Source organism: Haematospirillum jordaniae, assembly GCF_001611975.1.
Taxonomy (GTDB): domain Bacteria; phylum Pseudomonadota; class Alphaproteobacteria; order Rhodospirillales; family Rhodospirillaceae; genus Haematospirillum; species Haematospirillum jordaniae.
The window spans coordinates 1694295-1720091 of record NZ_CP014525.1; the positions used below are offsets into that span (position 1 = coordinate 1694295).

At 53.5% G+C, this 25797-nt stretch carries 24 protein-coding genes and 1 tRNA gene; 18 read left to right on the forward strand and 7 right to left on the reverse strand.

The annotated features are described in order from the left end of the window. The first annotated feature begins 52 nt into the window (after positions 1-52). Entirely contained in the window at positions 53-436 is a 384-nt protein-coding gene (locus AY555_RS07970; protein ID WP_066135417.1) for a lysozyme inhibitor LprI family protein, read from the forward strand. Between the two features lie 13 nt (positions 437-449). Here AY555_RS07970 and AY555_RS12340 read toward each other — a convergent pair whose 3' ends face one another. The 3 genes from AY555_RS12340 to AY555_RS07985 all read right to left on the reverse strand — a co-directional run bounded on the left by AY555_RS12340 (position 450) and on the right by AY555_RS07985 (position 2559). Then, complete coding sequence (locus tag AY555_RS12340; RefSeq protein ID WP_066135419.1) at positions 450-905, reverse strand: GNAT family N-acetyltransferase; 456 nt, start codon at positions 903-905, stop codon at positions 450-452. Positions 906-926: 21 nt separating this feature from the next. Then, positions 927-1430, reverse strand: coding sequence for a CHAP domain-containing protein (locus AY555_RS07980; protein ID WP_066135421.1), 504 nt, complete (start codon positions 1428-1430; stop codon positions 927-929). 139 nt (positions 1431-1569) lie between these two features. Continuing rightward, positions 1570-2559 carry an OmpA family protein gene (locus AY555_RS07985; RefSeq protein WP_066135423.1) on the reverse strand — a complete coding sequence of 330 codons (990 nt, stop codon included), beginning with the start codon at positions 2557-2559 and terminating at the stop codon, positions 1570-1572. 262 nt (positions 2560-2821) lie between these two features. Between AY555_RS07985 and AY555_RS07990 the strand changes: the two genes are divergently transcribed. From AY555_RS07990 to parC, 7 genes are all read left to right on the forward strand, one after another. Next, entirely contained in the window at positions 2822-3559 is a 738-nt protein-coding gene (locus AY555_RS07990; RefSeq protein ID WP_066135424.1) for a pyridoxine 5'-phosphate synthase, read from the forward strand. Next, a complete protein-coding gene (gene acpS / locus AY555_RS07995; RefSeq protein ID WP_066135426.1) occupies positions 3556-3987 on the forward strand; it encodes a holo-ACP synthase in 432 nt (143 codons plus the stop codon). The genes AY555_RS07990 and acpS overlap by 4 nt, the downstream gene beginning before the upstream one ends. 106 nt (positions 3988-4093) lie before the next feature. Continuing rightward, positions 4094-4858 (forward strand): signal peptidase I, encoded by a 765-nt coding sequence (gene lepB / locus AY555_RS08000; protein WP_066135427.1) that lies wholly within the window; start codon positions 4094-4096, stop codon positions 4856-4858. A gap of 18 nt (positions 4859-4876) precedes the next feature. Further along, on the forward strand, positions 4877-5557 hold the full coding sequence (rnc, locus tag AY555_RS08005) for a ribonuclease III (protein ID WP_066135429.1): 681 nt from the start codon (positions 4877-4879) through the stop codon (positions 5555-5557). After that, entirely contained in the window at positions 5557-6468 is a 912-nt protein-coding gene (gene era / locus AY555_RS08010) for a GTPase Era (RefSeq protein ID WP_066135431.1), read from the forward strand. Before rnc ends, era begins: the two co-directional genes overlap by 1 nt. 23 nt (positions 6469-6491) lie before the next feature. Further along, on the forward strand, positions 6492-7226 hold the full coding sequence (gene recO, locus AY555_RS08015) for a DNA repair protein RecO (protein ID WP_066135433.1): 735 nt from the start codon (positions 6492-6494) through the stop codon (positions 7224-7226). A gap of 80 nt (positions 7227-7306) precedes the next feature. Beyond that, entirely contained in the window at positions 7307-9526 is a 2220-nt protein-coding gene (gene parC, locus AY555_RS08020; RefSeq protein ID WP_066135435.1) for a DNA topoisomerase IV subunit A, read from the forward strand. Here the strand turns inward: parC and AY555_RS08025 are convergent. The 3 genes from AY555_RS08025 to motA all read right to left on the reverse strand — a co-directional run bounded on the left by AY555_RS08025 (position 9523) and on the right by motA (position 12294). Next, positions 9523-10290 carry an arginyltransferase gene (locus AY555_RS08025; protein ID WP_066135437.1) on the reverse strand — a complete coding sequence of 256 codons (768 nt, stop codon included), beginning with the start codon at positions 10288-10290 and terminating at the stop codon, positions 9523-9525. The genes parC and AY555_RS08025 overlap by 4 nt on opposite strands. A 108-nt stretch (positions 10291-10398) precedes the next feature. Continuing rightward, on the reverse strand, positions 10399-11385 hold the full coding sequence (locus AY555_RS08030) for a flagellar motor protein MotB (RefSeq protein ID WP_066135439.1): 987 nt from the start codon (positions 11383-11385) through the stop codon (positions 10399-10401). A 48-nt stretch (positions 11386-11433) separates the two neighbouring features. Continuing rightward, positions 11434-12294 (reverse strand): flagellar motor stator protein MotA, encoded by an 861-nt coding sequence (motA, locus tag AY555_RS08035; protein WP_066135441.1) that lies wholly within the window; start codon positions 12292-12294, stop codon positions 11434-11436. A gap of 253 nt (positions 12295-12547) precedes the next feature. Here motA and AY555_RS08040 point away from each other — a divergent pair, with 253 nt between their 5' ends. Continuing rightward, a complete protein-coding gene (locus AY555_RS08040; protein ID WP_066135443.1) occupies positions 12548-13030 on the forward strand; it encodes a flavin reductase family protein in 483 nt (160 codons plus the stop codon). Here the strand turns inward: AY555_RS08040 and AY555_RS08045 are convergent. After that, the gene (locus tag AY555_RS08045) at positions 13027-14421 is read right to left on the reverse strand and encodes a D-amino acid dehydrogenase (RefSeq protein ID WP_209315762.1); all 1395 of its coding nucleotides are present in this window, start codon (positions 14419-14421) and stop codon (positions 13027-13029) included. The two genes, AY555_RS08040 and AY555_RS08045, sit on opposite strands and share 4 nt — an antisense overlap. On the opposite strand from AY555_RS08045, the gene AY555_RS08050 reads away from it, so the two are divergent. The 9 genes from AY555_RS08050 (at position 14368) to AY555_RS08090 (ending at position 25779) form a co-directional block, all read left to right on the forward strand. Then, positions 14368-15882, forward strand: a complete 1515-nt coding sequence (locus AY555_RS08050; RefSeq protein ID WP_082811939.1) for an NAD(P)H-hydrate dehydratase — start codon at positions 14368-14370, stop codon at positions 15880-15882. The genes AY555_RS08045 and AY555_RS08050 overlap by 54 nt on opposite strands. A gap of 38 nt (positions 15883-15920) precedes the next feature. Further along, positions 15921-17363, forward strand: a complete 1443-nt coding sequence (locus AY555_RS08055) for a malonyl-CoA decarboxylase (RefSeq protein WP_066135447.1) — start codon at positions 15921-15923, stop codon at positions 17361-17363. A 193-nt stretch (positions 17364-17556) separates the two neighbouring features. Further along, positions 17557-17642: transfer RNA gene (locus AY555_RS08060), tRNA-Leu, on the forward strand. A 145-nt stretch (positions 17643-17787) separates the two neighbouring features. Further along, on the forward strand, positions 17788-19173 hold the full coding sequence (gene tig / locus AY555_RS08065; RefSeq protein WP_066135449.1) for a trigger factor: 1386 nt from the start codon (positions 17788-17790) through the stop codon (positions 19171-19173). A gap of 169 nt (positions 19174-19342) precedes the next feature. Then, entirely contained in the window at positions 19343-19993 is a 651-nt protein-coding gene (gene clpP, locus AY555_RS08070) for an ATP-dependent Clp endopeptidase proteolytic subunit ClpP (RefSeq protein WP_066136808.1), read from the forward strand. A gap of 270 nt (positions 19994-20263) precedes the next feature. Continuing rightward, positions 20264-21532 carry an ATP-dependent Clp protease ATP-binding subunit ClpX gene (gene clpX / locus AY555_RS08075; protein WP_066135451.1) on the forward strand — a complete coding sequence of 423 codons (1269 nt, stop codon included), beginning with the start codon at positions 20264-20266 and terminating at the stop codon, positions 21530-21532. A 470-nt stretch (positions 21533-22002) separates the two neighbouring features. Then, positions 22003-23007 carry a pyruvate dehydrogenase (acetyl-transferring) E1 component subunit alpha gene (pdhA, locus tag AY555_RS08080; protein WP_066135453.1) on the forward strand — a complete coding sequence of 335 codons (1005 nt, stop codon included), beginning with the start codon at positions 22003-22005 and terminating at the stop codon, positions 23005-23007. A 21-nt stretch (positions 23008-23028) separates the two neighbouring features. Next, the gene (locus tag AY555_RS08085; RefSeq protein ID WP_066135455.1) at positions 23029-24459 is read left to right on the forward strand and encodes a pyruvate dehydrogenase complex E1 component subunit beta; all 1431 of its coding nucleotides are present in this window, start codon (positions 23029-23031) and stop codon (positions 24457-24459) included. Positions 24460-24480: 21 nt separating this feature from the next. Then, positions 24481-25779, forward strand: coding sequence for a pyruvate dehydrogenase complex dihydrolipoamide acetyltransferase (locus tag AY555_RS08090; protein WP_066135456.1), 1299 nt, complete (start codon positions 24481-24483; stop codon positions 25777-25779). Positions 25780-25797 lie beyond the last annotated feature (18 nt).

A 25797-nucleotide genomic window follows, 5' to 3' on the forward strand; every position in this document is an offset into this window, starting at 1 on the left:
GCCTAGTGTCGCTATCATCGCAGGGACTCGTTATGTGGTAGGTGGATTAGGGATGACTTTCCCAGCTTGGTCGGTTGCATGTCTTCTTGTCTGTTTGGCCGTGGCGGTGCCATGTGCAACCGCGAAATCGCCTGTCAACTGTGAGACGACAGAGTTGGAGGCTGAACTTGTTTCGTGCGCCAAGGATGAGCTCAAGCGAACAGAATCTGCCTTAGAGGGGATGATGCGGCGGGTTATGCGCACAGTGCCGGCCTCGATTCACGAGGCCTTGCAGAATGCCCAGTCAGCTTGGAATCGATACCGCGAGGCCGAGTGCGCTTGGAATGCGCTGGATCCTGAAACCGGGAAAGCCGACGATTTGATGCGTCTGACGTGCTTGAATGACTTGGCTCTAACCCGTATTGACGAGCTGGATGCTTCTCTCGGTGGCAGTTAGGTTTTTTGCTCTGTCATGAGAATTGTTTCTGCATCAGGTATTCTATGTGCTGATCCTCTCCGCCGGTAGAAGAGAAGGGTAGGGTGGCGAATATTGTATACCCATGCTTTGTGTAGAGGTGTAGTCCATCCTGAAAATCAGCCGTTGACAACCTGGATCTTGATATTCCCATAGACTGGGCTTTTTTCTCGATACCAGACAACAGGCGCGACCCTATGCCCTGCCTGCGCCATGCAGGGGCAACCCAGAGCAAGTGGACGTGCAGCCAGCTAAATTGTATATACCCATGGATGCCGCCGATCATTTCCCCGTTCAGAGACTTTGCTGTCACCAAAAGGTGATGTGCATCATATGGGCCAATACAGGCTTGATTGAATGACCTCAGGTTTGCACGCAGCTGTTCGACTTTTCTGTCTTCAGGCTCACTATCGACATGGACCGTGACGGGACCGTCTTGTTGGTGCTCCATAGCTCTGCATCTTGTCGAAGATCAAAGGGGATGTGCGTTTCCAGGCTTTTTGTCCAGCGACGCGCTGCTGGCATGTTCTGGATAGATAAAGCCTGCGGTTTGGTAGATTGTGGAGCCCAAAGTCCTTGATGGCGAGTGCCAGACTCTTGTCTGGCTCCAGTCATTACCGGGTGAAATGTCAACAACGGCAACCTGCGTCTCGATACGGCCGCTACGGCTCCAGTTGGCATGATCAACAAGGATCTTCCGTGTTCCTTCAACAGAGCGCACAACAGCAACATGCCCACGCCGCATGATGGGACTTCTTTTAAACACCAGAACGGATCCGACGGTAGGTTTCTTGCCCCGCTGATAAACACCGACTGAGGCATCCCACCATCGCCACGCGTCGCCCTGTAGATGAATATCGGATATTGATCGTGCGTAGGGTACGCAGCTCCAAGCAGCAAGGGCTTGTTGCGCAAGGCATACAAATGCAAGCAGGGTCAAGGCAAGGATGGATCTCTGAAGAAGACGCGCGCTCATACCTCTTTCCACGAGTGTCAGCAAATAGACCGTGTACCTAGATAGAGCACATTCATGCGCTTTTCAAGTATTGGAATGCATTCTGACAAAAGCGAAGGCCCCGAAAAACGGGGCCTTGCTATGCATAAACAAGCCGTATTTAAGGAATGACAATCTCTGCCCGACGGTTCTGCGGCTCGCGAACACCATCGGCCGTGGGCACCAAGGGATTGGACTCACCCTTTGCCACGACGGAAATTTCCGAAGACTTGAGACCCTGACGAACCAGATAATGCTTCACAGCTTCCGCGCGGCGCTTGGACAGTTTCATATTATAGTCCGCACTGCCGGAAAGATCCGTATGACCTGTTACGGATACGCGTGCCATGTGGCCTTTCTTGATGGCGACAGCCGCCTGATTGAGGATGGCTGTTGCTTCTTTTGTCAGCTCTGACTTGTTGAAGTCAAAGAAAACAATGTAGTTCTTGTGCATGGCAGCGGGGTCGGCTGCTGTTGGTGCCGGTGGCATCGCAGATGCCTTGCCAAAGCTATAGTTCAGGCCAACAAGCACCGCGTGATTGTTATACTCGGCATCCAATGTTGCGCCTGCAGGAGTCTTGACCTCGTAGTCCATGGTGCCGAAATAGCGATACTGTGCGCTTATGGCCCAGTTATGGCTGATATCGTAGGCTGCACCACCGAATGCCTGGTAGGCAAACTGCCAGCCATCGCCCTTGTAGCGGTCGGCACCCCCAGAGCGAACCATGCTGGTGTCAATCTTGGCTACGCCGATCCCGGCCCCGACGAAGGGATGGAACTTTCCTTCCGGCACAAAGTCGACAACGCCGTTGATCATGGTGCTATAGGCGCTGGTATGGCCGCTACCGTTGGCGTGCGATACATCCTTGACGCTGTTGCGCCGCCATCCCAGCTCGCCCTCCAGCTTGAGGTGGCCGAAGGAGTACCCTACATGCCCAAGAATAGCGGGGCCCCACTTGTAGCTTGTTTCTAGGTTGGTGCCGTTCTTTTCAACGTCAGCCTTCTGGTTGAAGCCCATTCCGGCATCAGCACCGACATACCATTGTGCTTGCGAAGCAGAAGGTAAAGCTGCTGCGATGCCAGCTGCTACAAGCGCATGAATAACGCGCATTACATGGTCCTCCCAAAATGCCAAGGCAGAAAACAGAGCACTATGATAGTGTTTAGCACATTCTATGCAAGCACTTCGCTGATAATGGAATTGTATTTATTATGAGTGTTGCGATTGGGCCACAGATTGTGGCATCTCTGTTTCTAAATTTCTTTCTATTAATGTGTGTACTTGCGTATTCTCTTTGTCTTGCTTCTCTGTCGCTGGTATGTGATGAACGGTGCTGTCACTATTTGTCTGTTGTATATATTGAGATAAGCTTGTGTCCATTCTTCGTCTTGGCGTGAATATCGATCACGTTGCCACGGTGCGTAATGCGCGCGGTGGCATGCATCCGGATCCTGTAGCGGCTGCGCATGCTGTTGCCCGTGTGGGGGCTGATGGCATTACGGCCCATTTGCGGGAGGACCGGCGTCATATTCGTGACGATGATATTTTTCGCCTGAAGGAGCAGGTCTCCCTTCCCCTTAATCTTGAAATGGCAGCCGTCTCTGAAATGGTTGATATAGCGCTGCGCTGTCAGCCTGCTGCATGCTGCCTTGTACCAGAGCGACGTGAGGAAAGAACAACGGAGGGTGGCCTTGATGTTGTGGCCTTGCTTGAATCTTTGCGCCCCTGTGTTGCAGAACTTTCAGCGGCGGGTATCCGGGTATCCTTGTTTGTTACGCCTGATGTTGAACAGATACAAGCCGCCCGGGATGTGGGTGCACGCGTTGTTGAGCTGCATACGGGCCGCTATTGTGAAGCAGGAGGTGAGGAACGAGAGCATGAATTACGGCTTATAAAAGAGGCAGCTCTTCGCGCAGATGCCTTGGGGCTTGAGTGCCATGCTGGTCATGGCCTGAGTTACGAGACGGTTGGTCCGATCGCCGCTATTCCTACGGTGTCCGAGCTGAATATTGGTCATTTCTTAATTGGTGAAGCCATTTTCACCGGACTTGAAGCGGCTGTAAAGCGTATGCGGGATTGTATGGAGACAGCGCGCAGGGCCTCGCCATGATTATCGGTATTGGTCATGATATGGTGGATATTCGCAGGATAGAAAGGGCCGCCCTGCGTTATGGCTCACGTTTTCTTGACCGTATTTTCACCCCCGCCGAGCAAGCGCTCGCAGCGCAGCGCAGCGCGGATCCGGCTGTTTATGCGGGCACCTTGGCAAAGCGTTTCGCTGCAAAAGAGGCTCTTGCAAAGGCTTTGGGTACAGGGGTTGGGCGATGTGGGGTTTTATTCCGCTCCTTGGAAGTCATCGTTTCGGAGCAAGGTGCGCCGGGTATGGTGCTCCATAATGGGGCTGCGTGTTACCTTCGGAATATTACGCCGGAAGGCAGGATGGTTCGTGTTCATCTGAGCATGACAGATGAGTATCCCTATGCATCAGCTTTTGTGTTGCTTGAGGCTGCCATGGCAGGGCCAAGTTTCCCCCGTTAATATCTTGACTTGACAGGGTAACCCCTGGCCGGTTTCACTCCTCGGCCAGAGCTAGCCTGTCTGCTCTGCGCTTTTGTCCTTTCATCCAAAAGGAAGTTATAGTCTGATGCCGCACAGAAAAGCTGGGGGGACGGGAGAGACTGTCAGAACAGTGGCCGCCGCTGTCTTTGTTGCTCTCCTTGTAAGGACGGTTGCTTTCGAGCCCTTCAACATCCCTTCAGGATCCATGATTCCCAATCTTCTGGTCGGGGATTACCTTTTTGTTTCAAAATATTCGTATGGATACAGTCGTTTTTCGATGCCGCTGTCGCCCCCTTTTTTTTCAGGGCGTGTGTTGTTCTCAGAGCCGAAGCGTGGCGATATTGCTGTATTCAAGTACCCTCGCGATGTCTCTATTGATTATATTAAGCGTATCATTGGGTTACCCGGTGACCGCATTCAGATGCGTGGGGGGCGTCTTTATATAAACGGTACGATGATGATGCGTGAGAGGGTGGAGGACTACGTTTATATTGATACAGACGGTCATATCATGCGATCAGCACGGTATATCGAGACCTTGCCTAACGGAACGCATTATCCGATACTGGAGGCTGGTGATACGGCTAGGTATGATGATACCCCGGAATACGTTGTGCCTGAAGGGCACTACTTCATGATGGGCGACAACCGTGACCGTTCGGCGGATAGCCGTACTGTGGATGTTGGCTTCGTTCCTTCCGAGAATTTGGTTGGACGGGCGGAGATTCTCTTTTTTTCCACAAATGGGACTGCCCGTTTCTGGGAATTCTGGAAGTGGCCCGTGGCGACCCGCTGGGGGCGCCTTTTCCGTGATCTCAGGGCATCATCTTCTGGTGATGACGTGTCGTAATAGTTACAGGAATCTGCTTTGTGTAGTCTGTTTATCGGTCTGGCCGCAGTGCTGGATCATACGTTTCGCGATGAGAGCTTACTTGAACTTGCGATGACCCACCGCAGCCGGGGTCTTTCCCGGGGCCATAATGCCGGAACCAATGAACGCTTGGAGTTTCTTGGAGACCGCGTTCTTGGGTTGGTTGTTGCAGATATGTTGTACCATCGTTTTCCTGCTGAAAACGAGGGAGCCTTGGCGCGCCGCCATGCGGCCTTGGTCCGTCGGGAAGCCTTGGCCGATGTTGCGTCAAGGCTCAATCTTGGGGACTTTCTGATCCTTGCCAAGGGTGATGAGGATTTGGGGGGAAGAACTAATCCTGCCCTTCTTGCAGATGCCTGTGAGGCCGTTATTGGGGCGATATATCTGGATGGCGGCTTCGATGCGGCTTCTGGTTTTATCCGGCGTTTCTGGATACCGCTGATGGACAAGGTGACAGAACCGCCCAAGGATCCCAAGACAGGCCTTCAGGAATGGGCGCAAAAGAGGGGGCTTCCTCTTCCGGTTTATGAAACCGTTGCCGCTGATGGACCGGATCATAATCCCTCATTTACAATTCGGGTCATGGTGCAAGGTGTGCCGCCTGAAGTGGCATCCGGCCCATCCAAGCGGATTGCCGCGCAAATGGCTGCCCGTATTCTTCTGGAGAAATTAGGTTAATGACAGTTTCTGAGCCGACCCGCTGTGCTTTTGTGGCCGTTCTCGGGGCGCCCAATGCAGGCAAGTCAACGTTGGTCAATGCGTTTGTTGGTACCAAGGTCAGCATTGTATCCCCAAAGGTTCAGACAACGCGCACGCGTGTTCGCGGGGTTGCCATGTCGGGAAATGCCCAGATTGTATTTATTGATACACCGGGTATTTTTCGTACAGCCAAGCGTCGGTTGGAGCGTGCGATGGTTGCGGCTGCATGGGGTGGTGCTGCTGATGCAGATCGCCTGATGCTGACCATTGATGCCGCACGGGGTATTGATGATGATACCCGTGTGATCATCGACACGTTGAAGTCTGCGTCAAGCACGGGTGTTATCTTGGTTCTCAATAAGATTGATCTTGTTGAGCGTTCAAAGCTTCTGGCATTGACAGAAAGCTTGTTCAACGAGGGAATTTTTGAGCGTGTCTTCATGATTTCGGCGAAATCAGGCGATGGCATTGACGATCTTTTGGCCTGTTTGGTGGAATCTGCTCCTGAGGGGCCATGGATGTTCCCTGAAGATGAAGTGTCGGACGTGCCACAGCGCCTTTTAGCGGCTGAATTGACTCGGGAGAAGGTATTCCTGAACCTGCACGAGGAGCTGCCCTATAGCATTACGGTGGAGACGGAACGCTGGGATGAGCGCCCGGATGGTTCTGTGCGTATTGATCAGACGATTTATGTGATGCGTGACAGCCAGCGCATGATTGTCCTTGGCAAGGGGGGCAGCAAGATCCGTTCGATCGGTGCGAGTGCCCGCAAGGAGCTGGAGTCACTCCTAGAGCGTCGGATCCATCTTTTCCTGCACGTGACTGTACGCGAACAGTGGGCCGAAGATCCGTCGCGTTACAATGCTTGGGGTCTGGACTATAACGTTTAAGGTGCGTAGCAGGGGATATTGATATGGCTGTGGCGTGGCAGGATACCGGGGTCGTTCTGTCTATCCACCCGCTTGGTGAAGGGCGTGTTCGTCTTTCTGTCCTGACGGCCACGCGTGGGCGGTGGAATGGTCTGGTCATGTCATCCCGTCTGGTTCGGAAAGGGGGGACGGGGGTTCTCCAGCCAGGCAATATTGTGCAGCTGTACTGGAAAGCGCGTCTGGGGGAGCAGCTTGGAATATTCGATGTCGAGCTTCTTGAAAGCATAGCTCCGCATTTTTTTGATCAGCCAATAACCTTGGAAGCTTTGGCATCGGCCTGCGCTGTTCTGGATACGGTCTTGCCTGAAAGACATCCGTATCCCGATATCTGGGCAGCGCTGTTGGCTCTTCTGGCTGCCCTGCGGGAATGCGGACGCATGGATATTTATGTGCGGTGGGAAATCAAGGTATTGGCTGGCTTGGGGTATGGGCTGGATTTGTCCTGTTGTGCTGCTACGGGCTCTACCAGCAACCTGATTTATGTTTCCCCCAAAACAGGCCGTGCTGTCAGCGCGTTGGCCGGGGAGCCTTATCGTGATCGCCTTTTGGTCTTGCCGCCGTTTCTGGTTGATCCGGACGAGGATGCTGATCCATCAGCCCTGCTTCAGGGATTAAACCTGACAGGATATTTCTTGGAGAAGCATCTCCTTGTTCCTCCCCGCGCTTGTCTACCGTCTGTTCGCCAGCGCCTTGCACAGCATTTCTTGTCCCGGCCTTGACCTGCAGGGGGGATAGCAAGGTATAGTGCGGCCTTTGCTGTCCTGCCATCTGTAGCTGCTTTTCCTTCGGGGTTTTTTGCATGAGCGCGTCAAAATCTGCCGAGATCATACGTCACCAGCCATTGGCCGAAGCGCTGTCCGAGCGCTATCTCGCTTATGCCCTTTCGACCATTGTTTCCCGTTCACTTCCCGATGTGCGGGATGGATTGAAGCCGGTCCATCGCCGTTTGTTGTACGCCATGCGGCTTCTCAAACTGGACCCCGCCGGTGGTTTCAAGAAGTGTGCCCGCGTGGTCGGGGATGTAATCGGTAAATACCACCCTCATGGTGATGGGGCTGTTTATGATGCCTTGGTGCGTCTGGCCCAGGATTTTGCGGCCCGGTATCCATTGGTCGAGGGACAGGGTAACTTTGGCAATATTGACGGCGATGGCGCTGCTGCCATGCGTTATACCGAATCCCGTCTGACAGAGGTGGCAACAGCCCTGATGGATGGGCTGGACGAGGATGCTGTTGATTTCCGCGAGACCTATGATGGTGAGGAGTCAGAGCCGGTGGTTATGCCGGCAGCGTTTCCCAATGTGCTGGCCAATGGGTCTTCCGGTATTGCCGTTGGCATGGCAACCAATATTCCCCCTCATAATATAGGGGAGTTGTGTGATGCGCTTCTAGCGCTAATCAAGAAGCCAGATCTTTCGGTGGATGGATTGCTGGCCTGCATCAAGGGGCCTGATTTTCCCACAGGCGGCATTCTTGTAGACAGCCCGGATTCCGTGCACGAGGCTTATGCGACCGGGCGCGGAACGTTCCGCTTGCGCGCCCGCTGGGAGATAGAGAAACTCTCGCACGGCTTGTTCCAGATTATCGTCACCGAGATTCCCTATCAGGTCCAGAAATCAAGGGTGATCGAGAAGATAGCAGAGCTTCTAAATGCAAAGAAACTGCCCCTTCTGGCTGATATCCGTGATGAGTCTGCCGAGGATGTGCGCGTTGTTCTCGAGCCTCGTAACCGGACTGTTGACCCGGAACTGTTGATGGAACATTTGTTCCGCCAGACGGATCTGGAAATACGGTTCAGCCTTAACATGAATGTTCTGTCTGCGGATGGAACGCCCCGCGTGATGCCGTTGAAGGATGTTCTTGAGGCTTTTCTGGAACACCGGATCGAAGTGCTGGAGCGGAGGTCGCGCTATCGACTGGGGAAGATTGACCATAGGCTGGAGATCTTGGCAGGCTATCTAATTGCCTATCTCAATCTGGATGAAGTCATCCGTATTATTCGTGAGGAAGATGAGGCAAAAGCAGCTTTGATGAAAGCTTTCGGGCTCTCTGATATGCAGGCTGAGGCTATCCTGAATATGCGACTACGGTCTTTGCGGCGTCTTGAGGAAGTTGAAATCCGTGGCGAGTATGATCGTCTGTCTTCAGAAAAGGCCGGCCTGGAATCATTGTTGGCGGAGCCTTCCCTGCGTTGGGCTGAAATTTCCCGACAGCTGATAGAGACGAAAAAGAGATTTGGTCAGAAGACGCGCCTTGGAGCCAGAAAGACAGAGATTGCGGGTCCACCGTCTGCTGTGGTTGTCCCGATTGAGGCTGTGATTGAGAGGGAGCCTGTTACACTCCTGTTGTCGGAGAAAGGTTGGATCCGTGCCCTGAAGGGCCATGCGGAAGATCTAACGGAGACCCGGTTCAAAGAGGGTGATCAACTCTGGATTGCCCTACATGCCTACACAACAGACAAAATCCTGATCTTTGCCACGACGGGGCGGTTTTATACCTTGGCAGCCGATCGGATACCACGGGGACGTGGTTTCGGCGAACCGTTACGGTTGATGGTTGATCTGCCCAATGATGCAGAAGTGGCTGCTCTTATGGTGCATGAGGCGGGGAGAGAGCTTCTTCTGGCTTCTTCCGGTGGGCGTGGTTTCCGTGTTGCGGAAGATGATATTGTTGCCCAGACTCGTGCTGGTAAGCAGGTTCTTGTCCCAGGAGAAGGTGAGATAGCCGCATTCTGCCTACCAGTGGATGGCGATACGGTTGCAATCGTCGGGCAGAACAGGAAGCTGTTGGTATTTTCGATCGAGGAGGTTCCCCTGATGGCAAAGGGACGGGGGGTTATCCTTCAGAAATACAAGGATGGTGGAACCTCGGACGTCAAGGTTTTCAGGGCCGAGGATGGTTTGACATTCCGTTCCGGGGAGCGTATTCGCACCGAGATGAACTTGGTGCCGTGGCGTGGGGCGCGTGCCGGGCAGGGCAAGTTGCCTCCGACTGGATTTCCCCGTAGCAATCGTTTTTAGGGCGAGAAGGGCTGGAGAACGGGTGGACGCGGTGCCCCCGTTTTCTCGTCCAGAAGGTGCCATCCGTTTCCCGTAAAAACTTCGAGCGGAGTGAAGCGCTCCTTATAGCTCATCTTTGGACTTTCTGCGATCCAGTAGCCCAGATAGACATAGGGCAGCTCAAGAGTCCGGGCCGTCTCAATCATCCACAGGATGATGAAGGTACCAAGTCCTCTCCGGCTTTTAGAGGTGTCAAAGAAGCTGTAGACCCCGGAAACGCCATCGTCCATCTTGTCCATTAGGCAGACAGCTGTCAGTTTCCCTTGGTGATCACGGAATTCAACTAGGTGCGTTTCGATCGGGCTGTCTTCAACCATGGCCCTGTAGTCGTAGAAGCTCATCAAGGCCATGTCGCTGCCGCTGTGACGGCACGCTTGGTAGGCGCTGAAAAGCCGGTATTGTTCGGCTGTTGCTCTTGGTGGCACCATCCGTCCATAAAGGTCTGCGTTGCTGTTCCAGGTGCGACGAAAGCTGCGGTTTCTTGCAAAGTCACGGACCACTACCCGCACCGGCGTGCAGGCTGTGCAGCTGGGGCATGCGGGTGCGTAAGCAATGGAGTGGCTACGGCGAAAGCCGGATCGTGACAGCGTATCGTGTAAAGCCCCGGCATCCGGGCCGGCAAGCTCGGTCACAATCTTCCGCTCCATCCGTCCTTCCATATAGGGGCACGGCATGGGGGCGGTTGTGAAAAAGAAGTGCGGTCGCCGTACCGGAGAATTTTCCATCGTTCATTACCGATGCTGTCCTGTCACCACTATGATGGTGAAGCGTGTTCCCTGTAAACACAGCCTTCCGGACCAGGAGTCCCCTCAGAAAAGAGGTATCTCCTTGTTTCATCGGGTATCGAGGATACTGGGCAGGGGGCCGCCGCCTGGTGAACCCGGACTGCCGCTGTCGGCTGGGATAGCAGAATCGTCCCGGAGGAGAACAATGCTGATCCGCCGGTTGCGCGGGCTATCCGGATTGGATGGTTCTAGGGGATCATTGGGCCCAACGCCTGCGATCCGGGCAAACCGGTCATCCGGTACGCCACCCTGTAACAGGACACGCCGTGCTGCCAAGGCCCTGTCGGCTGAAAGCTCCCAGCTTCCATAGCCGGACGGGTCCGTGAAGCCCCCCGAGTCGGCATGGCCGGAGACCGCAATCTTCTGTGGCATCAGTTTGACAACACGGCTGACCAGCAGGAGAAGTTTCTGGGTATGTTCATACAAGGCGCTGGATCCAGCCGGGAACATGGGAAGCCTGTCCTGGTCAATCAGCTGGATGCGCAACCCCTCGGGAGTGTTGTCAATGATCAGGCTGTCTTGCAGAGCCTTCATTTGTGGTAAAGCATTCAGGGCTTGCCTGATTTCGCGTGAGATGGTGTCAAGCTGTAGTTGCTCGCGTTGTCTGCGGGCATCTTCTTCCTTGCTTTGTTGCTGTTTCTGCTCTGCAGAGCTGTCCTGATCTTTTTCAGAACGCCCTTCCTGTGGATCGGTAAAATCCTGTCCGCCAGAACCGACTGTAGAAGGGGGAAGGTTAATATTAGTCGCAGGTGGAGCTGAATTGGACTGGGATGCCCCTTCACCAACGACCAAGCCGCCGAGCATGCCGCCCGCTCCACTTGGGCTTTGCGAAACAGCCGTGGGTGCAAAGTAGTTTGAAATCCCTTGCAGCTGTTCTTCGGTTACAGAATTAAGGAGCCACAGAAGAAGAAAGAAGGCCATCATTGCGGTCACAAAGTCGGCATAGGCCACTTTCCAAGCACCACCATGGGCCGCGTGACCACCCTTCTTGATCCGCTTGATGATTATTGCATTTTTGCCTTCTTCCTCGGCCATTTATCCCGCGCTGCCTTTCATTCCGGACCGGATTTCCTTGGTTTTACATCAGTCGTGCGAAAGGTTGGTGACCGTTTCTTCCAGTTCCTGGAACGTTGGACGTACATGAGGGGGGACAATTTTCCGGGCAAATTCGATGGAAACTTGTGGGGCATAGCCCTGCATATGTGCGAGAAGGCCAGCCTTAATGCAGTTCAGATATTCTGTTTCTGATGTGTATGCAGCATCAATGGCCCGCGAGAATGGAGCAAAAAAGCCATAGGACAGGAGAACCCCAGAGAACGTTCCGACCAAGGCAGCGCCAATCAGGTGCCCAAGAACTTCTGGCGGTTCCGTAATCGACCCCATGGTGTGGATAACGCCAAGCACGGCGGCGACGATCCCTAATGCAGGCATACCATCAGCCATGTCGCCCACGGCCTTCACGACCAGGTGATGCTCGTGGTGGTGGGCCTCTATTTCCTCTGTGATGATGGTCTCTACCTCGTGGGCATTGTTCGTGCCGAGTGTCAGGAGACGTAGATAATCACATAGAAATACCAGTGTGTGGTGATCGGCAGAGAAATTGGGAAACTTCTGGAACAGCGGGCTTTCTTCAGGCCGTTCCACGTGGCTTTCGAGTGCCAGATCGCCTTTGGTCTTGGCAAGACGAAAGACTGAGTAAAGCATACTCAGCACTTCAAGATAGCTGTCTTTATGGTGGCGTGGCCCCTTCATCATGGGACCCATGGCGTGCCCGATTCCTTTCAGCACGCTTGTCGGGCTCCCGATTACCATGCTGCCACCGGCCGCCCCGAAAATAATCAGGAACTCCAGTGGTTGCCAAAGAACGTCCAAGTGGCCACCACCCATGGCATAACCACCGATGACGCAGGCAATAACGATAACCGTGCCTATGATTACGAGCATGTGCCCTCTGTCCCATGCGGATTCCGTGCGGCCGCTTCCTGACCAAAGGAACCAGACCCTCTGGTTTTAGCCAACCGGGACAGAAACTGCAACACAGGTCGGGAATTTGCTGCCCCTGTTGGCAATTCTGTCATGATTGTGCCACGTCTGGTCATGTCATGCGGGAAAATCCTTGTTTGTAGGTTATACAATTTCGTAGTACTGGGGCACACTGGTGTGTACCGCCTGAAACAGGCCAGACAGGTGAGGGTTTATGCTGCTTGATGATCATAGCTTTCGTAAGACTCTTGGGTGCTTCCCAACCGGTGTGACAGTCATGACCACCTTGGGGAAAGATGGTGCTGCCACAGGCGTCACGATCAGCGCCTTTAGTTCGCTTTCGTTGTCGCCTCCTCTTGTATTATTCTGCTTGGACAAAAAGACATCCTGCCTTGATGCCTTCTTGGATGGTCACTTTGGCGTGAACATTCTCGCACAGGACCAGAAAGCTGTTTCGGTTGCCTTTGCGCGCCGCAGTGGTGACAAGTGGCAGGGTATTACGCAGCGCCGTGGTGTCACGGGCATACCTCTCCTTGAAGGCTGTGTGGCGTGCCTTGAGTGTAAGGTTGTTCAGGTTGTTGATGGTGGAGACCACAAAATTATTGTTGGTCAGGTCGAACACCTTGAAAGCAATGACGTAAAGCTGCCGCTTCTCTATTTCCGTGGTGATTACAGCCGGATAGGAGATGCCGTTTAGTACACACGCTTTTCCAGCCCATAGCCAGTGGGGTCAATGTCTGGTGTTCGTCCGGATACAAGATCTGCCATCAGGCGTCCTGATCCAGCTGACATGGTCCAGCCCAGCGTGCCGTGGCCCGTATTGAGAAAGAGGCCACGGTAGGGCGTTTTGCATATGTATGGCACGGAGTCCGGTGTTTTCGGTCGCAGGCCGCACCAGATCTCGCTGGCTGCGTAGTTTCCTGCATCTGGAAACAAGGACGTCGCGTGTTTACGAATGACATCGGCCCGTTTCTGGTCCAGCGTGGTATTCCATCCGGTCATTTGGGCCGTCCCTGCTGCGCGCAACCGATTCCCCAAGCGTGAGAAAACCATTTTGTTTTCATCATCAGTTACGGAGACAACTGGCGCACCCGGGGCATGATCGGCCAAGGGGATCGTGATGGAATAACCCTTGGCCGGGTACACAGGCAGGTGAAGTCCCAAGGGGGCCAGCAGCTTTGGACTATAGCTGCCAAGGGCAATTACAAAGGCATCGGCCTTGTAGATTCCCATGTTTGTCGAAACACCGCCAATGGCTGTGCCATCATACAAAAGGTGATTAATCTGAATCCCGGTATGGAAGGTTACACCGTTTTGTTGCGCCTTGGCAGCCAAGGCTTCTGTGAAGGCGCGGGCGTCGCCACTTTCATCATCCGGGCTGTAGATTCCGCCGACCAGTTCATGGGCCTTGGTGGTCAGAGCAGGCTCAATGTCTGTCAGTTCATTTCTATTGAGAATACGCTGCGGCAAACCTGCCGATATCATGATTTCCGCAGAGCGGCACTGGAAATCATATTCATGTTGATTACGAAAAACATGTAATATTCCCTTGGAAAGACAAGAGTATTCAAGCGAAAGGCTTTTGCGCATTTGCTTGAGAGTTTCTCGACTGTAAAGGGCAAGGTACACGGTTCTAAGTGTATTTTTTTCAACGGCTTGCCTAGGGCAATTGACGAGAAACCGCAGGATCCATCGCCACAAGGCGGGATCATAGCGCAGCAAGGGCATGACAAGCGGAGCGTCCTTGTCTCCCAGCCACCCAACTGCCTTGCGCAGGGTGTGGAATGAAGCCCACGGCGTTGCATGGCTGACTGAAACCTGCCCGCCGTTGGCAAAGCTGGTTTCCCGCGCAACAGCGGGCTGTCGGTCCAGTACATGAACTTCGTGCCCATCCTGTGAAAGCCACCAGGCTGTACAGGTTCCGACTACGCCGGCGCCCAGAACGAGGACTTTCACGGGAAACTCTCCTGTAGCCGTGATCCTTCTCCCGGCTTTATAGAAAGGTAGTGGGCAGAAGAAAAGGGGGGATCGGATATGTCTGAAACAGAGGAGCGCTCTGTGGCATCGTTTCCCGCTTCTTCCAGCCAACTGGAAGCGGCCCTGTTGAATCCAATGGAGATGAGAGACGCGGATCGTCTGGCCGTGGAAGCCGGGGTTTCATCTTTATATCTAATGGAAGCGGCTGGTTTTTCGGTTGCCCGCGAGGTTGTTCGCCTGTGTGGTCGGAAACAGCAAATTGTGGTGCTGTGTGGTCCTGGCAATAATGGCGGCGATGGCTTTGTAGCGGCCCGCATGCTGGCGCGGCGTGGTTGGCCTGTCCGTGTGGCTTTGTCCTGTAAGCTCGATGCCCTGAAGGGTGATGCCGCGATTAACGCACAGCGCTGGAAAGGCCCAGTTGAGCAACTGTCCTCGCGTAGTGTGGACAGGGCTGCCATGGTTGTGGATGCCATGTTCGGGGCAGGGCTGGATCGTCCTTTAGATGGGGATTCTGCGGCTGTTGTCGCCAAAATCAACAAGGATTCGATTCCCTGCCTAGCGGTAGATATTCCGTCCGGTCTCAATGGGTATGATGGCTCTCTTCAGGGTCCCGCGCCTGTTTGCGTGGCAACCGTTACATTCTTCCGCCCCAAGCCGGGGCATGTGCTGTACCCGGGAAGGGATTACACTGGTCGCTTGACGGTCACTGATATTGGTATACCAGCCTCGGTACTGGAGCGTGTTTCGCCCCGAACCTTTATCAATGATCCTCGTCTGTGGTCTTTGCCTGTCCCAAACTGGAGGGATCACAAATACTCCCGTGGTCATGTGATTGTCTTTTCCGGTGTGCGCATGAGTGGAGCCGCCCGATTAGCTGCCATGGCTGCCCGTCGGGCAGGGGCGGGTCTTGTCACAGTTGTGGCCCCACGGGATACTGCTTCCCTGTGTGCCCTTGATCCAGGGCTTATCGTTGTTCCTCAGAATGATAAAGATGGATTTCTGACCTTGCCACAGAATATCCGTGCCAATGCGGTTGTTATTGGGCCCGGACTTGGTCTTGTTCCGTTGTTGCCGGAGATGGTCAGGGACAGTGTATCCCGGCGACTGGCCATTGTGCTCGATGCGGATGCCATCACTATTTTCGCGGGACGAATCGATGAGCTGCGCGCAATCGTGCGTACGGCTGTTGCGCCCATTGTCATGACGCCACATGAAGGCGAACTCAGGCGTTTATTTCCAAAAATGGGGACTTTACCCCGTCTGGTGAGAGCACGTCAGGCTGCCAGGGATTTGGGAGTCTTCATGGTGCTGAAGGGAGCTGACACCATTATTGCAGCCCCGGACGGAATGGCTGCGGTCACAACGCATGCGGTTCCATGGTTGGCGACGGCTGGAAGTGGCGATGTTCTTGCCGGTACCATCGCAGCTAACCTTGCTGGCGGTATGGACGGATTTTCTGCTGCATGTGCCGGGGTATGGCTGCATGCCGAGGCGGGGCGTCATCTGGGAAAGGGAATGATAGCAGAGGATATTTCTTTGGCCTTTCCGCATATTCTTGCACAATTGACGTGACATGATGTAGCCGGGGTCTGTCCCGGAGGAGATGGAAAATGGCGCGGCATCAGGTTCCTGGTTTGCTGGATCGTTTGGGTACCCTGTGGCGGGAATTTGTTGCTCCCCAAGGAGGGAGTGCTCTGGCGCATCTCGATCCCGATCTACCGGATGAGCAGCTTTTGCACCTGCGTGAGCAGATGCAGGCGTGTCTGGATGCGCGCGGTGGCGATGTTTCAGCCCGTACCCGTGCTGCAGCCTTGGGACATGTGTATCTTGGCCTGAGTGAGCTGGGGCGGCGACGCTTTCTGACCCTTATGGCAACAGAGTTCAGTCCTGATCGTGATGTCGTTGACAGGGCTATTGCAGAACTTGAAGCTGCCGATGATGCTGAGCGTGAGCAGGCTGCCTTTCATGTCTATCAGGCGCTGCAGCCTCCGCGTATAAATTTATTAAAGCAATTCAATATATTGCCTGATGGAGTCAAGTTTCTTGTTGATATGAGGGCTGAGCTGCTCAAGTTCCGTTCCGGGCATCCCGAGCTTGACGGTCTTGAGCGTGACCTGATGGAAATTCTGACAGGCTGGTTCGATATAGGTTTCTTGGAATTGCGCCGCATTACATGGGACACCAGCCCAGCGGCAGTCCTTGAGAAAATTATTTCCTATGAAGCGGTTCATGAAATCAGAAGCTGGGATGATTTAAAAAATCGCCTGGACTCTGACCGTAGACTGTACGGTTTTTTTCATCCCCGGATGCCGGATGAGCCCCTTATCTTTGTTCAGGTCGCACTTCTCAACGGGATAGCAGATAATGTTCACGATCTGCTTGATGTTAATGCCCCGGTGGGGGACCCAGCCTTGGCTGATACAGCGGTCTTCTATTCTATTTCCAACGCCCAGAAGGGGCTTTCCGGTATCAGTTTCGGGAATTTCCTGATCAAGAAGGTTGTATCTACGCTGTCAGCCGAGTTTCCTTCCCTCAAGGCCTTTGCCACGCTTTCGCCTCTTCCCGGTTTTCGCGTCTGGTTAGAGCAGCAGGTGGAGAAAGACGGCGATGACCTTCTTCTTCCTGCTGAAACCAAGGCTGTAACAGCCTTGGTTCGGCGCAAGGGAAACGGAGCTCGTCCTCCTGCATTGGGGTTATTCGGCCGCCTTTTATCTGCTGAGTTGTGGCAAAGTGACAAGGACACAGCCGAGGTTATGCGCCCTATTCTTTTGCGTCTTGCCACGATTTATTTAGTTTCTGCCCGCCGTTTCCCCGAGAAAGGAAATGTTCCCGTGGCCATTGATCCTGTGGCCCATTTCCATCTGAGCAATGGTGCTCGTATTGAACGCCTGAACTGGATGGGGGACCGCTCCGAGCGGGGCATCAGGCAGTCTGCTGGCCTTATGGTCAACTATCTTTACCGGTTACAGGATATCGAGAAAAATCACGAGGGCTATAGCTCCCGGGGGACCGCTGCCCTGTCTTCAGCTCTTAAAGGGTGGCTGAAGGGGTAGGCTGTTTTTCCCCCTGAATTGACTGTCCATGCATTCTTTTGTTGCTATTTGTATCTTGAATTGTCTATGTGTGTGGCTTCGTGCAGCCGATCTTGGTCGGAAGCCGGCGCTCTGCGTGGTGCAAGCAGTGGCAAACACTGCTTTTTTGGCCATAAAGTTGCGTTTGGCTGTAGATGAAGGTGTGGCAGCGCTGGCGGGCGTGGCGAAATTGGTATACGCGCCGGATTTAGGTTCCGGTGGCCTTGTGTCGTGGGGGTTCAAGTCCCTCCGCCCGCACCATAGTTATCCGAGAGGGCTGTCGCTGTGCCTGTATATCCGGGCTAGGACAGGACCCGGTTAAAACAGGGTTTTCGGTTTGTCATAAGGGGAAGCTGGGCCAAGATTGTCGCGGTCCGTTCGGTACCCAAGAACTTCGGGATATTCCATGCAGGTTACTCAAACGAATGCTGACGGTCTGAAGCATGCTTTCAAGATTGTCGTTCCGGCCGGAGACATCGGCAACAAGGTTGAAAGCCGTCTCAAAGAGGTTGCAACCCGGGTTTCTATCGCCGGCTTTCGTCCGGGGAAAGTGCCGATGTCCATTGTTCGCAAGCGCTATGCAGCCTCTATCATGGGTGAAGTTCTGGAGGATGCTGTCCAGGGCGGTGTGCGTTCGACCTTGGAACAAAAAAAGCTGACCCCGGCAGCGCAGCCCAAAATTGAGGTTGTATCCTTTGATGAGGGAAAAGACCTTGAATTCACCATGGAATTTGAGGCTCTCCCTGAAATCGGTGAGACAGACTTTGCAGCCGTTCAGCTGGTCAAGCCTGTTGTTGAATTCGAGGATGCCGAGGTTGAGGAAGCCTTGGTCCGTATTGCGCAAAGCCGCAAGGTGAATGAGGTTGTCGAGGAAGCACGCAAGGCTGAAACCGGCGATATACTTGAAATTGATTTTGTCGGACGTATTGGTGGCGAAGAGTTCCCCGGCGGTAAGGGTGAGTCTTATGACCTGGAGCTGGGATCGGGGTCGTTCATCCCCGGCTTTGAAGAGCAGCTTGTAGGCGCGAAGTCCGGTGACAGCGTTACGGTGACCGTGACCTTCCCCGAGTCCTATCATGCCAAAGACCTTGCTGGTAAAGAGGCTGCATTTGATGTCAACGTGAAGGCTCTCAAGCAAGCCAAGGTGCCAGAGCTTGACGATGCATTTGCGAAGTCTGCCGGCTTTGATGACATGGCGGCCTTGCGTACCGCTGTGCGTGAGCAGATCCAATCGGATTATGACAACTTGGCGCGTGGACGCATGAAGCGTGAGCTTCTGGACAAGCTATCCGAGATGGTCAGCTTCTCGGTCCCTCAGGGCATGATCGACGCTGAATTTTCAGGGATCTGGCCCGAAATTGAGGCTGCGATGAAGAACGATGCCCTAGAAGAAGAAGATAAGGGCAAGTCTGAAGATGATCTGCGGGCCGAATATACCGCGATAGCCGAGCGTCGCGTCCGTTTGGGGCTTTTGCTGGCTGATACTGGGCGTCGTAACGAGGTTCAGGTTACCCAAGAAGATCTTAACCATGCCGTGATGCGTGAAGCCATGCGCTATCCCGGTCAGGAACGTGCTGTTTTCCAGTACTTCCAGAGCAATAAGCAGGCCCTGGATCAGCTGAGGGCTCCCATTTATGAAGACAAGGTCGTTGACCTGATTCTTGGGAAGGTTACATGTACGGACCAGGAAATGTCGCCCGCTGAGCTGATGGAGACCGGAGAAGATTCTACGGCACTAAAGAAAGCGGCAAAAAAGAAGGTAGCCAAGAAGTCAGGTGCTGCTGCTGGGTAAATAGCCCTGCTTTTGTTACCAAGAAAAGGCGCCCTGTCTGGACCGGGCGCCTTTTTGATTGGTTGTCTGCTGCCCTCTGCCGTATAACAGGACTTTTCATTGTCCAGTCAGTAGCCTACAGTGGCCACCGGCAGGTGTTTCCGTGTAATGAGCAAGGAAGAATAGCATGATGCGCGAGCGGGATCCTTTTGACGTTTATATGAACACGCTGGTGCCGATGGTTGTCGAGCAGACCAACCGTGGAGAGCGCAGCTACGATATTTATTCCCGCTTGCTGAAAGAGCGCATTATCTTTCTGACCGGGCCGGTCAACGATGTTGTATCCAGTTTGGTTTGTGCGCAGCTTTTGTTTCTTGAGTCTGAGAATCCCTCCAAGGATATTGCTTTTTATATCAACTCACCTGGTGGTGTGGTGACGTCCGGTCTAGCCATGTACGACACCATGCAGTACATCCGTTGTGATGTGGCTACGCTGTGTATCGGTCAGGCCGCTTCTATGGGGTCGCTGTTATTGACGGCAGGTGCAAAGGGCAAGCGGTTCTCGCTGCCAAATTCAAGGATCATGATACACCAGCCATCGGGCGGATTTCAGGGGCAGGCCACAGATATAGAAATTCATGCTAGGGAAATCCTGAGTCTTCGCTCTCGCCTGAATAGCATGTACGCAAAGCATACCGGCAAGCCAATTGAGGAAATTGAGCAGGCGATGGAGCGCGACAAGTTTATGCCGGCGGAGGACGCCAAGGAATTTGGACTGATTGATGAGGTCGTGCAGGAGCGTCCAAAATCTGTTGATACGGGATCGAAACTTGGCGACTGAGGCTGTTTGGTTTTGAGTGCTCCTGATTGTTCCGGTATGCATATTATATCGGAACAATCAGGATTCCTTATCTGTTTACTGGGTGAGGGGTCTGGTCATTCCCAAGTTGTTGGTTTTTCGGGTAGCAGGCATTTTGAGATTGTGCGTGCCTTGCTGTAACGGCTAACATAAGAGCTTGGAGCAAGGGCCTGTTGGCCGAGTATAGTCTTCGCGGTGAGATCAGGGTCGCTTCCCGATCCGGCGCTTCTTGCCGCATGGAGTGGAGATACAATGAGCAAGTCCCCGGGCGGCGATTCAAAAAATACCTTGTACTGCTCGTTCTGCGGGAAAAGCCAGCACGAAGTACGTAAGCTTATTGCCGGTCCAACCGTTTTCATTTGTGATGAGTGTATCGAGCTTTGCATGGATATTATCCGTGAGGAGCATAAAACTCATATGGTGAAGACCCGTGATGGCGTTCCTTCACCACGTGACATCATGAAGGTTCTGGATGATTATGTTATAGGGCAGTTGCACGCAAAGCGCGTCTTGTCTGTCGCTGTGCATAATCACTACAAGAGGCTGTCGGTTATTGGAAAAGGCAATGATATTGAAATTGCCAAGTCCAATATTTTGCTGATCGGCCCGACCGGCTGTGGCAAGACCCTTCTGGCTCAGACGTTGGCTCGTATTCTTGACGTTCCCTTTACCATGGCTGATGCTACAACGCTGACAGAAGCCGGGTATGTTGGGGAGGATGTGGAGAATATTATCCTCAAACTGTTACAAGCGGCTGATTATAATGTCGAGCGCGCGCAGAGGGGGATTGTTTACATTGATGAAATCGACAAGATCAGTCGCAAGTCTGATAATCCATCGATAACCCGCGACGTTTCCGGTGAAGGTGTTCAGCAGGCTTTACTGAAGATTATGGAAGGCACCGTTGCATCGGTACCTCCCCAAGGTGGTCGCAAGCATCCTCAGCAAGAGTTTTTGCAGGTTGATACGACAAACATACTCTTTATCTGTGGCGGTGCCTTTGCTGGTCTGGATCGTATTATCAGCCAGAGAGGCAAGGGAACGTCGATTGGTTTTGGTGCCGATGTCCGCGATCCCGAGCAAAGAAAAACCGGTGAGCTTTTACGTGAGATTGAGCCGGAAGATTTGCTGAAGTATGGCCTTATACCCGAGTTTGTCGGGCGCTTACCGGTGATTGCCACGTTGGATGATCTGGATGAGGCTGCTTTGATCCAGATTTTGACAGAGCCAAAGAATGCATTGGTCAAGCAGTACCAGAAGCTCTTTGAGATGGAAAATGCTCATCTGACCTTCCAGGAAGATGCTCTTTCCACGATTGCGCAGAAGGCAATTGCTCGGAAGACCGGGGCGCGTGGTTTGCGTTCGATTATGGAAGGCATTTTGCTTGATACGATGTTTGATCTTCCGGGCAATGAAGGTATTGAGGAGGTCGTGATTAACAAAGAAGCTGCGGAGCTGAGAGCCAAGCCCTTGGTCATTTATTCCGAGAGGCCTCGTTCCGAGGAATTGGGCAGCGCCTGAGGATTCGTCCCTTCTTTGAAGTCCTGCTTTTCTGGCCGGGGAGTATTATACTCCCCGGCTTTTTTATGTCCGGATGGGCACTTAAGGCCAATCAGCAGGGGTTCCTGATTACAATTTTTTAGGTGGGCTCAGCTTCTTCTGCGCTGATATGCCTATAACATTGTTATTATAGCAATGTTTTTATAAGATAATAAGTTCGTTACGATCTCATTCTGAGATATAAAATTCCGACGATTCAAGGCAATCAGTCGGGATGTATATTCTACACAAATGATTAACCATTAAGTGGTTTAATTCTCATTGTGCGTTGCAAAACAGGGGGTTGGTTGTGGATTCGTGCTTGCAACTCCGTGATCTTTGGATACCTTTGCCGGAAATAAACAGAGGTTCCCGGCAGTCGGTGCAGAGCAACGGCTCGTCGCGCTTTTTGTCGGGACCGCGTCTCGTTTGCCCCCAAATCCGGAGGGATCATGGCATCCACATCTCGCCGTAAGCCGCGCTCTGATGCGCCAGACCTTGCTCAGTTGAAGACCTACTATCGTGACATGCTTTTGATACGCCGCTTTGAAGAGAAAGCCGGCCAGCTGTATGGAATGGGTCTGATTGGTGGCTTCTGTCATCTTTACATCGGCCAGGAGGCTGTTGTTGTTGGCATGCAGGCCGCAGCGATTGAAGGAGTTGATACGGTTGTAACCAGTTATCGTGATCATGGTCATATGTTGGCGTGTGGCATGGATGCGCGTGGAGTAATGGCGGAGCTGACTGGCCGCAAAGGGGGATATTCCCGTGGGAAGGGGGGGTCTATGCACATGTTCTCCGAAGAAAAGGGGTTCTACGGCGGTCACGGTATCGTTGGTGCCCAGATCCCCATCGGGACAGGCCTCGCCTTTGCTCACCAGTACAAGGGCGACAATGGTGTGAACTTTGCCTACATGGGCGATGGGGCTGTCAACCAAGGTCAGGTATATGAAAGCTTCAATATGGCCGCTTTATGGAAGCTGCCAGTAGTCTATGTCATCGAGAACAATAAGTATGGTATGGGCACCAGCGTCGAACGTGCCTCTGCCTCGACCGAGTTGTTCCAGCGTGGTTATGCCTATGGCATACCGGGTGAGGCTGTTGATGGCATGGATGTCCTTGCTGTACGTGATGCCGCCCTGCGTGCAGCAGGCCATGCACGTTCGGGCAAGGGGCCTTATATCCTTGAGGCCAAGACGTATCGTTACCGTGGTCACTCCATGTCGGATCCGGGGAAATACCGTAGCAAAGACGAAGTGACCAAAATGCGTACCGAGCGTGACCCGATCGACTTGCTCAAGGTTCAGCTTCTTGAAATGGGTGCCATTGATGAGGCGGGCTTGAAAGAACTTGATCGGGAGGTCAAGCAGATCGTTACCGAGGCGGCGGAGTTCTCGCAAAGCAGCCCCGAGCCGGATCCTTCGGAGTTGTATACCGATATTCTGGTTGGTGCCTGAGCGAGCGGAGGAAGTTCTATTATGTCGATTACCGTTCTGATGCCCGCCCTGTCGCCGACAATGACAGAGGGAAAGCTGGCAAAGTGGCTCAAGAAGGAAGGGGATGTTGTTGCGTCCGGCGATGTGATTGCCGAGATCGAGACGGACAAGGCAACCATGGAATTTGAGTCTGCTGATGAAGGAATTCTGGGCAAAATTCTGATTCCCGAGGGAACGGAAGGTGTTGCGGTGAATACCCCAATCGCCCTTTTGCTTGAAGAAGGCGAAAGCGCCGATACGGTTCAGGTAAGCCAGGCACCACAGGTTACACCCCGTGTGGCAGAGGCTCCTTCACCGTCTCAGGCTGCATCTGCACTCCGTCCTGTTCAGGTAGCTGGTTCGTCCAGTGATGGTGAGGGTTTTGAGCCGGCCGTCCCGACAACAACGGCCTATTCTCAGCCAATGGCAAGCGAGAAGACCTCCGGACGTTTTATTCGTCAGACAGTCCGTGAAGCCCTGCGTGATGCTATGGCCGAAGAAATGCGTCGTGATGACAATGTATTCCTGATGGGTGAGGAAGTTGCCCAGTATCAGGGTGCATACAAGGTATCCCAAGGGCTTCTGGATGAATTTGGTCCCCGCCGGGTTATTGATACGCCGATTACGGAGATGGGCTTCGCCGGGCTTGCAACGGGTGCAGCTTTTAAGGGCTTGCGTCCAATTGTCGAGTTCATGACGTTCAACTTCTCTATGCAGGCGATTGACCACATCATCAATTCTGCCGCGAAGACCCTGTACATGGCCGGCGGGCAGCTTGGGTGCCCCATTGTGTTTCGCGGTCCCAACGGTGCTGCCGCTCGCGTTGGTGCCCAGCATTCCCAATGCTACGCATCTTGGTATGCCCATGTGCCGGGATTGAAAGTAGTAGCGCCTTGGTCTGCTGCTGATGCAAAGGGCCTTCTCAAGGCTGCCATTCGTGATCCGAACCCCGTTGTGTTCTTAGAGAACGAGATTCTTTACGGGCAGTCTTTTGATGTTCCCGATGATCCGGATTTCGTCATTCCGATCGGGAAGGCCAAGGTTGAGCGAGTTGGTACAGACGTCACGCTGACAGCCTACTCCAAAATGGTTGGTGTCGCGCTGGAAGCTGCCGATGTTCTTGCTGCGCAGGGAATTTCGGCGGAAGTGATCAACCTGAGATCTGTCCGTCCTCTTGATGTTGCTACGATCCTGGAATCGGTCAAGAAAACCAATCGGATTGTGTCTGTCGAAGAGGGATGGCCCGTCGCTGGTATAGGGTCGGAAATTTCAGCTGTTGTGACAGAGCTGGCCTTTGACTGGCTGGATGCCCCCGTTCGCCGTGTGACCGGCGCCGATGTGCCGATGCCATATGCGGCAAATCTGGAGAAACTGGCGTTGCCAGATGTTGCCCAGATTGTCGATGTGGCCAAGTCTGTTTGCTACAAGTCCTGATTCGGTGAGGGGAATATTGTTATGGCTCAAAAGATTCTGATGCCGGCCCTGTCTCCGACCATGACGGAAGGCACGCTGGCCAAGTGGCTGAAAAAAGAAGGTGATGCAATTTCAGCTGGTGATGTGATTGCTGAAATTGAAACCGACAAAGCGACGATGGAATTTGAGGCTGTCGACGAAGGCATTCTGGCGCGTGTCTTGATTCCTGCAGGCACGCAGGGCGTTGCGGTGAATGAGCCGATCGCTCTTTTGCTGGAAGAAGGTGACGATCAAGCCGCGCTTGATGCACTTATGACGGCTTCTTCGCCTAAGGTTGAATCAAAGGCTGCAGCTCCTGCTGCTGCGGCGTCATCTTCTGCGGCTTCTTCTGTTCCGGTATCCCGGTCGGCTTCTGCGTCTGGTGAAGCTACGCGTGTCTTCGCAAGTCCCTTGGCTCGCCGTTTGGCAAAAGAAGCCGGGCTGGACCTTTCCGTGCTCAAAGGAAGTGGTCCACGTGGTCGCATTGTGCGCCATGATATTCAGGAAGCCTTGGCATCCGGCGTGACAGCACGCATGGCTGATGCCTCTTCTGCTCCGGTTGCTTCTGCGGTTCCCAAAGCGTCCTCGTCTCCGCAGTTGCAGCCCATGCCATGGCAGGCTTATACGGCTGAACCCAATACAGGGATCCGCAAGACTATCGCCAGACGTCTGTCAGAAGCCAAGCAGACAGTTCCTCATTTCTACCTAACCGTTGATGTGGAGCTGGATGCCCTGATGGCTCTGCGCAAGCAGCTTAACAGTGTTCCCGATGCGGGTCACAAGCTGTCTGTCAATGATTTTGTCATCAAGGCATGTGCACTGGCTCTCCAGAAAGTGCCGGCTGCTAATGCCATGTGGACTGATGAAGCCATTCTGCGGTTCGACGAGATTGATATCTCCGTCGCGGTGGCGACAGACGGCGGTCTTATTACACCGGTTATCCGCAATGCAGATCGCAAGGGACTGGCAACAATCTCTACTGAGATGAAGGCTCTTGCGAAGAAGGCAAGGGATGGCAAGCTGCGTCCTGAAGAATTCCAGGGTGGTGGATTCAGCATTTCCAATTTGGGGATGTATGGCATCAAGTCATTTTCTGCCATTATCAACCCGCCGCAAAGCTGCATCTTGGCTGTGGGCGCAGGTGAAGAGCGTGTTGTTGTTCGTGATGGGGCTGTTGCCGTGCGAACAATGATGACCGTGACCCTGTCTGTTGATCACCGGTCTGTTGATGGCGCGGTTGGGGCCCAGTTCCTCGCGGCCTTGAAGCCGCTGCTGGAAGACCCTGTCCAGCTTATGCTGTGATTGCCCTGATCTGACCGA